General features: G+C 70.0%; 10 protein-coding genes. 4 read left to right on the forward strand and 6 right to left on the reverse strand.

The window, feature by feature from the left end; genetic code table 11:
• The coding region (locus ACXJKJ_RS14760) for an amidohydrolase family protein (protein WP_457390666.1) at positions 1–1,139 on the forward strand (1,139 nt) is incomplete at its 5' end.
• A gap of 150 nt (positions 1,140–1,289) precedes the next feature.
• Positions 1,290–2,843: a methyl-accepting chemotaxis protein gene (locus ACXJKJ_RS14765; RefSeq protein WP_457390668.1), complete on the forward strand. Its 1,554-nt coding sequence runs from the start codon at positions 1,290–1,292 to the stop codon at positions 2,841–2,843.
• Here ACXJKJ_RS14765 and ACXJKJ_RS14770 read toward each other — a convergent pair.
• From ACXJKJ_RS14770 to ACXJKJ_RS14785, 4 genes are all read right to left on the reverse strand, one after another.
• Positions 2,830–5,928 carry an efflux RND transporter permease subunit gene (locus ACXJKJ_RS14770; RefSeq protein ID WP_457390670.1) on the reverse strand — a complete coding sequence of 1,033 codons (3,099 nt, stop codon included), beginning with the start codon at positions 5,926–5,928 and terminating at the stop codon, positions 2,830–2,832. The genes ACXJKJ_RS14765 and ACXJKJ_RS14770 overlap by 14 nt on opposite strands.
• 12 nt (positions 5,929–5,940) lie before the next feature.
• Entirely contained in the window at positions 5,941–7,029 is a 1,089-nt protein-coding gene (locus ACXJKJ_RS14775) for an efflux RND transporter periplasmic adaptor subunit (protein WP_457390672.1), read from the reverse strand.
• Positions 7,030–7,034: 5 nt separating this feature from the next.
• A complete protein-coding gene (locus ACXJKJ_RS14780; protein WP_457390673.1) occupies positions 7,035–8,486 on the reverse strand; it encodes an efflux transporter outer membrane subunit in 1,452 nt (483 codons plus the stop codon).
• 230 nt (positions 8,487–8,716) lie between these two features.
• On the reverse strand, positions 8,717–9,373 hold the full coding sequence (locus tag ACXJKJ_RS14785; RefSeq protein ID WP_457390675.1) for a TetR/AcrR family transcriptional regulator: 657 nt from the start codon (positions 9,371–9,373) through the stop codon (positions 8,717–8,719).
• 228 nt (positions 9,374–9,601) lie between these two features.
• Here ACXJKJ_RS14785 and ACXJKJ_RS14790 point away from each other — a divergent pair, with 228 nt between their 5' ends.
• Entirely contained in the window at positions 9,602–10,093 is a 492-nt protein-coding gene (locus ACXJKJ_RS14790; protein ID WP_457390676.1) for a hypothetical protein, read from the forward strand.
• Between the two features lie 12 nt (positions 10,094–10,105).
• On the opposite strand, the gene ACXJKJ_RS14795 is transcribed toward ACXJKJ_RS14790, so the two are convergent.
• Positions 10,106–11,137 (reverse strand): asparaginase, encoded by a 1,032-nt coding sequence (locus tag ACXJKJ_RS14795; RefSeq protein ID WP_056204005.1) that lies wholly within the window; start codon positions 11,135–11,137, stop codon positions 10,106–10,108.
• Between the two features lie 32 nt (positions 11,138–11,169).
• Positions 11,170–11,577 (reverse strand): RidA family protein, encoded by a 408-nt coding sequence (locus ACXJKJ_RS14800; protein WP_056203999.1) that lies wholly within the window; start codon positions 11,575–11,577, stop codon positions 11,170–11,172.
• 119 nt (positions 11,578–11,696) lie between these two features.
• Here ACXJKJ_RS14800 and ACXJKJ_RS14805 point away from each other — a divergent pair, with 119 nt between their 5' ends.
• Positions 11,697–12,605, forward strand: coding sequence for a LysR substrate-binding domain-containing protein (locus ACXJKJ_RS14805; protein WP_457390678.1), 909 nt, complete (start codon positions 11,697–11,699; stop codon positions 12,603–12,605).
• Positions 12,606–12,609: the final 4 nt, after the last annotated feature.

Here is a 12,609-nt window from a genome sequence, read left to right on the forward strand (position 1 = left end):
ACCGCATGTATGCCCTGGCCCTGCGCATCTCGCCCGAGCAGCTGCGCGCGGTCGCCAGCCAGCTCTATGCCGAAATGCTTCGCGGTGGCTACACCCAGGTCTGCGAGTTCCATTACCTGCACCACCCCGCGCAAGGCCAGCACTTCGAAGACGAATTGGCGATGGCCTGGGCCTTGGCCGAGGCGGCCGAGGACGTCGGCATCGGCCTGACGCTGCTGCCGGTCGTCTACACGCGCAGCGGTTTCGGTGTGAATGCGTCGAACACGGACCTGAGACCCGACCAGCACCGCTTTGCCGCCGATGCCGACTGGGTCTGGCGCGCCAGCCAGCGCGTCTTGGCCGCCGGCCTGCCGCGCGTGAATGCCGGCGTGGCCTTGCATTCGCTGCGCGGCGCCTCGCCGCGCGACATCGCCCGCCTGCGGGATCTGGCCGGCGCGGCCGACCTGCCCATCCACATCCACGTGGCCGAGCAGACGGCCGAGGTGGCCGACTGCCTCGCTGCGACCGGCCGCCGCCCCATCCAGTGGTTGGCGGACGAGGGTCATCTGGATCCGCGCTGGCAGCTGGTCCATGCCACCCATGCTGAACCGGCCGAGATCGAGTCCGTCGCCCGCAGCGGCGCCGGCATCGTCATCTGCCCCGGCACCGAAGCCAACCTGGGTGACGGCCTGGCCGACCTGCCGCGCTGGCTGGCGGGTGGGGTGCCGCTGACGGTGGGCTCGGACAGCCAGGTCACGCGCGGCTGGGTGGAGGAGCTGCGCTGGCTGGAGTACGGCCAGCGCCTGACCTTGCGCCAGCGCAATGTCGCGTCGGCGCCGGACAGCCAGCCGTCCAGCGCGGCCAGGCTCTTCGATGCTGCCGTCCAAGGTGGCGCCCGCGCTGCCGGTTTCGCGGCCTGGGGCCTGACGCCCGGCGCCCGCGCCGACGCCCTGGTGCTGAATCGCGACGCCGATGCGCTGCGTGGCCTGCCCGACGAAGCCTTGCTGGATGCTGTCGTCTTTGGCAGCAACGGCTCGCCCTGGCAGTCGGTCTGGGTGGCCGGCCGGGCCCGGCCGTGGCGGGCCCCCACCCGGGTGGGGGATGCCTTCGAGGCAGCCATGCGTGAGCTGTGGTCGCCTGACGCCACCCCGGGGGCTTGAGCCCCTTGGCGGCCGCCTGACAAAGGACTAGGCTCGCGCCACGACCTCTAATAAATCACGCCGCTGTGATCATTCCTGGGTCGACAGGCTGCGGCTGCGAGGGACGACGGTGCCGCCCGTTGCGGCTTGCGTTCGTGGTGAGGAGTGGCGATGAAGCTCAGCAATTTCACGATCAAGGCGCGGCTCTATGCACTGGCGGGCCTCGCCATCGCGGCGATGCTGGTGATCGGCCTGCACGGGCTGTGGAGCCTGTCGCTGGCCAAGGCGAAGTTCGTTCACTACCTCGACAACGACGTCGAGTCTCTGACTCAACTGGCCCACATACGCGCCGGCGTCGGCAACCTGCGGCGCTACGAGAAGGACTTGCTCATCAACCTTGCGGACGCCAAGGCCGTCGAGCGCTACCGCAAGGAATGGGGCGAAACCTATGAGAAGGTTTCTACCAGTCTGAACAAGGTCGCCAAGCTGGACATCGCGCCCGACGTCAAGCAGATGCCGGCCGAGCTCATCAAGCTGTTGCAGGACTACCGCAGCGGCTTCAACGGCATTGCCGAGCGCGTGGCCAAGGGCGAATTCAGCGACACCGCGGCGGCCAATCAGGCGATGGAGCCGATCAAGGGCACGGTGCGGTCGATGGACAAGTCGCTCGCCGAGATGACCGAGAAGGTCGACAAGCATTCGGCCGAGGAGGTTGCGGTGCTCGACCAGCAGGAGAAGGCCATCCGCATGGACCTGACGCTGGTCATCATTGGCGGTGTGCTGGTCATCGGCACCTACACCTTCTTCAACATCCGCTCCATCCTGGAGCCCCTGGCCCGCGCCATCCTCAGCGCCCAGCGCATTGCCGGTCGTGACCTGAGCCAGCCCGTGCGGGCCGAGGGCCGCGATGAGACCGCCGCGCTGATGCGCGGCGTGCAAGGCATGCAGGACTCGCTGGCCGAGGTTGTCACCGGCGTGCGCAGCAGCACCGACAGCATCGCCACCGCCTCACGCGAGGTGGCCATCGGCAGCCAGGATCTCAGCAACCGCACGGAGCAGGCCGCGTCCAACCTGCAGGAGACGGCCTCGGCAATGGAGGAGTTGACGGCCAGCGTCACGCACAACGCCGAATCCGCGCGCCAGGCCAACAGGCTGGCCACGGACGCCGCCGAGGTGGCGCGCCGCGGCGGCGCGGTGGTGGACGAGGTCGTGCAGACCATGGGCCGCATCAGTGCGTCGTCAACCAAGATCGGCGACATCATTTCCGTCATTGATGGCATCGCCTTCCAGACCAATATCCTGGCGCTGAACGCGGCSGTGGAAGCSGCGCGKGCSGGCGAGCAGGGCCGYGGSTTTGCCGTKGTYGCYRGCGARGTGCGCACGCTGGCCCAGCGYTCGGCCGRGGCCGCCAAGGAGATCAAGGGCTTGATCCTCAGCAGCGGCGAGAGCGTGGACAGCGGCACCGCGCTGGTGGCCCGCGCGGGCCAGACCATGCACGAGATCATTGACGCCATCGCGCGGGTCAGCTCCATCGTGTCAGAGATCAGCCTCGCCACCGGCGAACAGAGCACCGGCATCGGCCAGATCGGCCAGGCCATCGCCAGCCTCGACCAGATGACGCAGCAAAACGCCGCGCTTGTCGAAGAATCCGCCGCGGCGGCCGCCAGCCTGCAGCAGCAGGCCGACGACTTATCTCAATCAGTGGCCGTGTTCAAGCTGAGCTGACGGCGCCTTCTTTTCCTTCCGGCTGCGCCTTTTTCTTTCGGCTGACGCGCTGAATGAAGTCGTCCACCACCTCGTAGAGCACCGGGATCACCAGCAGGCTCAGGAAGGTGCTGGTGATCAGTCCGCCGATGACGACGATGGCCATCGGCGCGCGAAAGCTCGGGTCGGTGCCGAAGCCCAGCGCGATGGGCATCATGCCTGCGCCCATGGCCAGCGTCGTCATGACGATGGGCCGGGCGCGCTTGTGGCAGGCATCCAGCAGCGCCTCCAGGCGCGTCAGCCCCTGCTCGCGCTGGGCGACGATGGCGTATTCCACCAGCAGGATGGAGTTCTTCGTCGCGATGCCCATCAGCATGATCATGCCGATCATGGCCGGCATGGACAGGTCGGTGCCGGTCACGAACAGCGCCAGGATGGCACCCGGGATGGACAGCACCAGGGCGCCCAGGATGGTCACCGGCTGCACCCAGGCGTGGAAGAGCAGCACCAGCACGACGTAGATGCAGGCGACACCCGTGCCCATGGCCAGCGCAAAGCCCTGGCCGAGCTCGGCAAAGGCCTCGGCGTCGCCGATCTCGGCCTTGCTGACGCCCGGCGGCAGGTTGGCGATGCTGGGCAGGGCCGCGGCGGCCGCTTGCACTTCGCTGAGCGGCATGCCATTCAGCTCGATCTCGAAGTTGACGTTGCGCAGGCGGTCGAAGCGGTCGATCTGGGCCGGCCCGCTGGTCAGCGTCAGCTCGGCGACCTGCTGCAATGGCACGGGGCCATGCGTGCCCGGCACGGTCAGCTGGCCGAGCAGGGCCAGGTCGGCGCGGGCCGCGTCGGGCAGGCGCACGACGATGGGCACCTGGCGCTGGCTGAGGTTGAGCTTGGGCAGGAACTGGTCGTAGTCGCCGGCCGTGGCGATGCGCAGCGTGTCGGCAATCGCCGCGGTGGACACGCCCAGGTCGGCCGCGCGCGCCGCGTCGGGGCGCACGATGAGCTCGGGGCGTTGCAGGCTGGAGCTGCTCGTCACCTGGCCGATGCCGGGCAGGGCGCGCAGCTCCTTCTCGACCTTGGCCGCATGGGCCGCCAGCGCTTCGCCGTCCTCGCCGGCCAGTACGAGCTGGTATTTGTCGTTGGAGCCGCCGAAGGTCACCTTGATGCGGGCGCCGGCGATGTTCTCCAGCTTCTCGCGCAGCTCGCGCTCGATCTGCTGCTTGCTGATGCCGCGGCGCTCGTGGCGCGCCGTCAGGTTCAGCGTGAGGGTTGCCTTGCGGACCTCCGCCGCACCGCTCATCGCGAACGGGTCGCCCCCTGCGCTACCGCCGCCCACGGCCGTGTAGACCAGCCTGACCTGCTTGTGCGCGGCCGCGGCGGCGCGCGCCTGCTCGGCTATTGCCGCAGTCTGCTCATACGTGCTGCCCGGCGGCAGCTCGATGCTGATCTGGGTCTGGCTCAGGTCGTCCGGCGGGATGAAGGCGCCGGGGATGGCGCCCATGAACAGCGGCGTGCAGGCGGCCACGCCGAAGACCGCGGCGATGGCCAGGGTCTTGCCCTTGTGCGTGAAGGCCCAGCGCGCCCAGCCCAGGTAGGTCGCCATCCAGAACGGTTCCTTGTGAGCCTTCTTGGGCGCCTTCAGGATGTAGGCGGCCATCATCGGCGTCAGCATGCGGGCGACGACCAGCGAGAAGAACACGGCGATAGAGGCCGTCCAGCCGAACTGCACGAAGAATTTGCCGACCACGCCGCTCATGAAGGCGGTGGGCAGGAAGACGGCGATCAGCGTGAAGGTGGTGGCGATGACGGCGAGGCCGATCTCGTCCGCCGCCTCGCGAGCGGCTTCCAGCGGCGTCTTGCCCATCGTCAGATGGCGCATGATGTTCTCGATCTCGACGATGGCATCGTCCACCAGCACGCCGATGACGAGGGACAGCGACAGCAGCGTCACGACGTTCAGCGTGAAGCCCATCCAGTACATGATGAGGAAGGCCGGAATGGCCGACAGCGGCAGCGCCACGGCGCTCACAAACGTGGCGCGCCAGTCGCGCAGGAACAGGAAGACCACCAGCACGGCCAGCGCCGCGCCTTCCAGCAGCAGCTTCATGCTGCCGTCGTAGTTCTCGATGACGGGGTCGACGAAGTTGAAGGCCTCGGTGACGGTGATGTCGGGGTGGGCGGCCTTGAGTTCTTCCAGCGCGGCGCGGATGCGCTCGGCCACGTCGACCTCACCGGCCCCCTTGGCGCGCACGATCTCGAAGCCGACGACGGACTTGCCGTTCAGGAAGGCGCCGGCGCGTTTCTCGCCCAGGGTGTCGGTCACGGCAGCGACCTGGTCCAGCCGCACGTGGCGGCCGTCCGGCAGCGGGATGCTCAGCGCGGCCAGCTCGGCGGCCGTCTGCACGGTGGCGATGGTGCGCAGCGACTGCTCGGAGCCGCCCAGCGTCGCACGGCCGCCGGGAGCCTCCTGCTGCACCTGCTTCAACTGGCGCGACACATCGGCGGCGCTGACGCGCAGGGCCAGCAGGCGGCTGGGGTCGATCTCCACGCGCAGCTCGCGGCTGACGCCACCGACGCGGGCCACCGAGCCCACGCCGCGCACCGACAGCATGCGCTTGGTCACCTGGTTGTCGACGAACCAGGACAGGGCCTCGTCGTCCATGCGGTTGCTTGAGACCGTGTAGGTCAGGATGGGCATGCCCGACAGATTCATCTTGGTGATGACCGGGTCGCGCAAATCGGCCGGCAGGTCGGCGCGCACCTTGGCGACGGCGTCGCGGGTGTCGTCCAGGGCTTCCTGCAGCGGCTTCTCGAGGCGGTACTCGACGGTGACGGTGGCGATGCCGTCCTGCACCTTGGTGTAGATGTGCTTGACGCCTTGGGCCGTGGCGACCGAGTTCTCGATCTTGCGGGCGACCTCGGTTTCCATCTGCGCGGGTGCTGCGCCTGGCAGCGAGGCGCTGACGACGATGGTGGGCAGTTCGATGTCGGGGAACTGCTGGATCTTCATCTGCTTGAAGCCGTAGAGGCCGGCCGCCGTCAGCATGATRAAGAACATGATGGCCGGCACCGGGTTGGCGATGGACCAGCGGGAGACGTTGAACATGGTGGCGTCTCCTTACTGCGCCACGCGAACCGTGTCACCGTCTGCGAGGAAGCCCACGCCCGACTCGACGACGGCAGCTCCTGCGGCGAGACCTGACTTCACCTCGACGCGGTTGCCTTCGCGGCGGCCGAGCTGCACCTTCTGCTCGCGCACCTTGCTGCCGTCGAGGCGGAAGACATAGCTGAAGCCGTCGCGCAGCAGCACGGCTGTCTGCGGCAGCGTCAGTCCCTGGCTCTCGCCGAGCACGAAGTCGCCGCGGGCGAACAGGCCGGCACGCAAGGCCTCGCCGGCCTTCAGGTCCACATAGACCAGGCCGTTGCGCGTCTGCGGGTCGATCTGCGGTGCGACGCGGCGGATGCGACCTTCCAGCGCCGGTGCGCCGCTGGGCTGCACACGCACCGTCTGGCCGACCTTGAGCTGCGCCAGCTCGGCGCCGGGCACCTCGGCGCGCCACTCCAGGCGGCCCTGGCGTTGCAGGCGGAACAGCTCCTGCCCCGGCTGCACCAGGGCGCCCGGCGTGGCGACGCGAGCGCTGATGACGCCGTCGTCAGGCGCGGTGATCTGCGTGTACGACAGGCGCAGCTGGTCGGCCTGCACGCGGGCCTTGGCCGCGGCGACGCGCGCCTGCGCGGCGGCATCGGCGGCCAGGGCCTGGTCGATGGCCTGGGGCGACAGCGCCTCGCTGCCCTGCAGCGTCTTGACGCGCTCGGCCGTCTGATGCGCCTCACGGGCTGAGGCCTCGGCCTCCAGCAGCGCGGCCTTGCTGGCGGCGAGATCCGTCTCCAGCGTGCCGGGGCTCAGGCGGGCGAGCAGCTGGCCCTTCTTGACGCGGTCGCCCACGTCGACCAGCAGCGCGGCCAGGCGCTGGCCGCCGATCTCGGCGCCGATGATGGCCTCCTGCCAGGCGGCGATGGAGCCCGTGCCGGCGAGGGTCTGAGGCCAGGTGCCGGCCTGGGCGACGACGCGCTTGACGGTCAGCGCCGCCTTGGGCGCCGCGCTGGCGGCGTCAGCGGCGAATACGGGGCTGGACAGGGCGGCGACGAAGGCGGCCGCGAGGGCGACGGTCAGTGCGGCGGTCAGGAAAGGAATGCGGATCTTCATGGCGTTCAGCGCGCGGAGGCGGTGTTCGAGTTCGTCGTAGGGGCGTCGGGTGTCCAACCGCCTCCGAGGCTGCGGTACAGGCGAATCCAGGCCAGCGCGTGCTCGGCGCGCACGCTGAGCACGGCGTCGTAGGCGGCCAGCGCGTTGCGGAAGGTGGTGTTGCGCTGCACGCCGCTCTGCAGGCCGGCCTGGGCCTGGGAGAAGGAACGCAGGGCGATGCCCTCCCATTCACGCTTGACGGCGTCCACCTCGCGCTCGCGCTCGGCGCCGGCGGCCACGCGTTGCAGGGCCTCCTCCACCTCGGCGACGGCCATCTGCCAACGGGCTTGCAGGGCCGCGGCAGCTTCGTCGGCGGCGGCCTGGGCGCCTTCGGCACGGGCCTTGCGCTGGCCGCCGTCAAACAGCGGCAGGCTCAGGGACGGGCCGACGGCCCACATCGAAGCGCTGCTGCTGGCACCGCCGACGCGCAGCCGCGACTCGCCGGCCAAGGCGCCGAGGCTGAGCTGCGGCCAGCGCTGGGCCTCGACGCTGCGCTGCTGCTGGGTGGCGGCCAGCCAGCGCTGGTGGGCGGCGGCGACGTCGGGGCGCTGGGCCACCAACTGGGCGGGCAGGGCGCTGACGTCAAAGCCCGGCGCCTTGGGCTGGCTGCGGCGCAGCTCGAACTTTTCGTCGGCGATGGCCGGCGGTGCCAGCTCCTTGGCCAGGGCCTGGGCCTGCTCGCCGCACAGCAGGGCCAGGCTCTGCAGCGCGATCTGGGCCTCGGCCCGCCACTGGCTGCGAGCGGCGGAGGCCGCGGCGCGTTCGGTGTTCAGGATGGCCGCGTCGCTGGCGCTCATCAGGCCGGCCTTCTGCTGCTCGCGCGCCCAGCCGGCAATCTGTTCGGCAAACCGGGTGTCCAGCGCCGTGGATTCCTCGTGGCCCTGGGCCAGGCGCAGTTGCACATAGGCCTGGGCCACGTCCGCGGCCAGGCTGACGCGTGCGGCATGCCAGTCCGACGTCGCGGCCTGGGCCTGCAGGTTCTCGGCCGCCGCGGCGGCGCGCTGGCCGCCGAAGAGGTCGATCTCCCAGCTCGCGTTGAACTGGGCGCTGCCCTGGCTGCTGATGCCGGGGACGGCGTTGAGGTTGCGACCGCGCTGGGCCTGGGCATTGGCCGTCAGCTGCGGCAGCAGGGCGGCACGGGCCTGGGTGGCGCTGGCCTCGGCCTGGCGGCGGCGGGCGGCGGCCTGGGCCAGCGTCGGGCTGCCGCTCTCGGCGCGCTCGATGAGGCGGGCCAGCTGCGGGTCCTCGAAGGCCGCCCACCATTGGGTCAGTGCCGCCGTACTGCCGCCGTGGGGCAGCGGCGAGCGCCAGGCGGCGGGGACGGCCGTGGCGGCCGGCGGCGTCGCGGTGGGCGCCGTCATGCAGGCGCTCAGCAGGGCCAGCAGAGGGGCGGCGAGGATTTTTCTTGGGGGGATCATTTCAGTTGTCCATTGCGTGTTCGCGGTACCTGAAGAGGGGGTATTCCGGGCCGAGCGCTGGGCCGCTCCCGAGCCGGCCCGCGCTGGCGATGTGCTCGCGGCTCAACGCCGCGGGCATCGCCGTCCCCACGGGGGCTGAGGCCGGACACGGCGAGTCCTGTGGACTCGCCGTGCCTGCCGAAGCGCTGCGGCCTCTGGCCGCAGCGCGGTCCCGGTCAGACGCACCGCGTTCAGCGGTGTGCGGCTGGACGAGGGGCTTCATGTTTGGTGCGTTCGTAGGCGACCAGGGCGCAGCCCCAGTCGGCGAGGCGGGCGCAGGTGTGCTCGAGCAGGGGGTCGTCGGCCAGCAGTTCGGGGTGGAAGGCGTCCAGCATGGGTCGGGTCATGGAGTAGTCGTGAGCCATGGCCTGCAGGCCCATGGCGAGCTGGTGGATGGCGGCCGTCGGCGCGTCCAGGCCGGCGTGGCGCGCCAGCAGGCGGGCGAAGCGGTCGAAGATGGGCCCGACTTCCTGCGCCACCGTCTGCATGAAGATGGGGCTGGGCGCCTGCATCTCGCGGAAGAACATCTGGGCGCTGCAGGCGCCATCGTCGAACAGGAAGGGCTGCAGGAAGCGGCGGATGGCCTCGTGCAGGTCCAGCCCCGGGTCATCGAAACCGGTGAGCTGTTGCTGCAACTCTTGCACCGGCAGGCGCAGCACCTCGCGGTAGAGACCGTCCTTGTCAACGAAGTGATAGTGGATGGCACCCGGGTTGACGCCCGCGGCGGCGCAGATCTCCCGCGTCGGCACGGCGTCGAAGCCGCGTTCGCCGAACAGGCGCATGGCCTCCCGCAGCAGGCGCTCGCGCGGCGGCAAGGGTGCGGACGAGGAGGGATTCACAGCACGCATGGGGCTGGACTGTAAGGCCAACCAAGCGCTTGCTTGGTCGCGTTTTGTATCGTTTCTTATCGACTGGCGACTGACGGCGCGCCAAGCAAGGCATCAGATGGGCTCCGCCGGCAGGGGGTGCTTCCGGCACGGGAACGGTCTTTGCCGGCCTGCACAGGCGGCGTCGGCCGCGCCGCGCTGCCAGGTGATGGCAGCGTGAACCGCTTCATCAACCTTGGAGAGTTCATCATGAGCAGGAAATTCAACCCCTTGTCGACGACCGTTGCGCTGGCGACGGCCGCCCTGGTGATTGGTGTCGCCGGCTGCGCGTCCACGCGCTCCAGCGATGAAACCGCCGGCCTGTCGCGCGACGCCGATACGACCCCGACCCTGGCCGAGGCCACGCCCACCAATCCGCTGGACACGACGAGCCAGCCCAATCCGGTGGACACGACAACGACAGTAGCGATGCCCGCCGAGACCCCGGCTCCTGCGGCGCCTGTGGCCAGCATCGAGCCGCAGCCTGCCACGACAACGACTAGCGAGGCCTCGCCACCGATCTCGCCGGCGACGGATGTCAGCGCCGCACCGCCCATGCCGGCTCAGACRCAGCCCAGCACGCCCGCCTACCCAAGCAGCACCGACACCACGACGTCGAGCACGACCACGACGACCACGACCGACACATCGACCAGCAGCAACGCCGATCAGGCGCTGGCACCGCGCCGCGACCGCCACTGAGGCGGAACGTGCTTAGGGTGCGAGCGCTTGGGTGAGCGCTTGCGCCGGCCTCAGCGAGCCGACATCGATGCCGCGCCAGTTGCGCAATTGCAAGTGGCTGTAGCTGCGTAACAGCTCGTCTTCGATCTTCAGCAGGCCTTGGGCGACCGCGGCAAAAGCCGCTTCGGCCGCGCGGGCGGCCCCGTCGTCGATCTTCAGCGCGATGCCCAGGCCCAGTTCCGGCAGCGCCGCGCAGTAGACGCCCTCGGCGCCGATCTTGCAGAAGACGCGCTCGCCGAAGGCCTGCATGACGCGGGTGTCGAAGCGGTCCGTGCCGCCCACCATGAAGGGCGCTATCGCAGCGGCCTGGCGCAGCCTGCGCGCGGCCCGGGCGTTCGCGTCGGACAGTCCCTGGCCGGTGCCACAACGCGCGAAGGCCAGCGCCAATGAACGCAGTGGCAGCGCAAAGGTCGGGATGGAGCAGCCGTCGATGCCGCGCGGTGCTTGCTCGACGTCCACGCCCGTTGCGGCTGACAAGGCGGAAGACACCTCGCGCATCACGGGATGTTCAGCCGCGACATAGCCGCGCGCGAATTCGGCCGGCTCGGCGCCACCATTGCGCGCCATCAGGCAAGCCACGCAGACAAAGCCGCTGTGCTTGCCCGAGCAGTTGTTGTGCAGCGGCGTCGCGACCTCGCCGCGCGTCGCCATGCCGCGCAGCACCGGCTCGCGGCTGGGCCATTGCGTGCCGCATTCCAGCGCGTCGGCCGTCAGCCCCAACTTGGCCAGCACGCCGGCGGCCGTCGCCACATGCTCGGGCTCGCCGCTGTGCGAAGCGCAGGCCAGGGCCAATTCTTCATTTGTCAGGCCGAAGGTCTCGGCCGCGCCGCTGGCCACCAGCGGCAGGGCCTGCAGCAGCTTGACCGCCGAGCGCGGGAAGATGGGCCGGTCGATATCGCCCAGGGCCGTGTGCACGGCGCCCGAGGCGTCGACGATGGCCAGGGCGCCGGCATGGCGGGACTCGACGGTGCTGCCGCGCAGGACTTCGATGAGGACGGGGTTCATGGGCCGCTCGGACGGTAGGCAAAGGCGCAAGCCTAAACCGCCTGCGCAGCCTCCGGCAGCTTGGCCACCACCTTGATCTCGAACTTGAAGCCGTACAGCCAGGTCACGCCGATGCCAGTCAGCGTGGGGTAGGGCGCCTCACCCCAATACTCGGGCACGATGGCCCAGATCTTCTCGAAGTTGGCCTCGGGGTCGACGATGTAGACGGTCACGTCTTGCACGTCCGCGAAGCTGCAGCCGGCAGCGGCGAGCACCGCGTTGAGGTTGTCAAAAGCCAGCCGCACCTGAGTCTCGAGGTCGGGTTCGGGTGAACCATCGGGCCGGCTGCCCACCTGGCCCGACACGAACAGCAGGCCGTTGGCGCGCACCGCCGGCGAATAGCGGTTGTGCTCGTACAGGGCCTGGCGGCCGGCGGGGAAGACGACGTCGCGTCGGGTCATGGCAATCTCCGTAAGAAAACGATGACTGCACTCTAGGCAACGGCTCTTTTTCGAGCTAGACGCTGCGGCGGACACCACTGTTTTGCCGCATTGGACAATCGCGACCCAAGGAGGGCGCGATGGACCGCTTCGATGCCATGCAGGCGTTCGTGCGAGTGGTGGAGGCGGGCAGCTTCACCAAGGCGGCCGATGCGCTGCAGCTCAGCCGCACGCGGGTGACCCAGCTGGTGCAGGAGCTGGAGGCGCGGCTGCGCGTGCGCTTGCTGAACCGCAGCACGCGGCGCGTGCAAGCCACCGCCGACGGTGCCGCCTACTACGCACAGGCGGTGCGCCTGTTGGCCGAGCTGGACGAGGTGGAGAGCAGCCTCGCCGGCGCGTCGGGCGTGCCGCGCGGGCGCCTGCGTGTCGACGTGCCCAGCCCGCTGGCGCGGCTGGTGCTGGTGCCGGCCTTGCCGGGCTTTCACGCGCGCTATCCGGAGCTGGAATTGGAGCTGGGCGTCAGCGACCGCTTCGTGGATTTGATCGGCGACAACGTGGACTGCGTCGTGCGTGGCGGCGAGCTGGCCGACCCTTCGCTCGTGGCGCGCCGTGTCGGCGAGCTGCAACTCGGCGTGTTTGCGGCACCGGCTTACCTGGCGCGCGCCGGCGTGCCGTCCCACCCGCGCGAGCTGGAGGGCACGCACCACCGCGTCGTGGGCTATCGCGGCGCCCGCGCCGGCCGCCCGCTGATGTACGCGATGACGCACGACGACGAGATCGTGGAAGTCGCCGGCCGAGCCACGCTGACGGTGGACGACGGCAATGCCTACCTCGCCGCCGGGCTGGCCGGCATCGGCCTGCTCTGGTTGCCGCGCTACATGGCCGATGCGCACGCCGCCGCCGGTGAGCTGCGGCCCGTCTTCGAGGACTGGCGCCTCGCGCCAATGCCGCTGTACCTGGCCTACCGGCCCAACCCCCATGTCAGCGCGCGGCTGCGGGTCTTCATCGATTGGGTCGTCGCGCTGCTGGCGCGGCAACTGCCACGCTGACGGC

The sequence above is a fragment of the Roseateles sp. P5_E1 genome, from assembly GCF_054049335.1.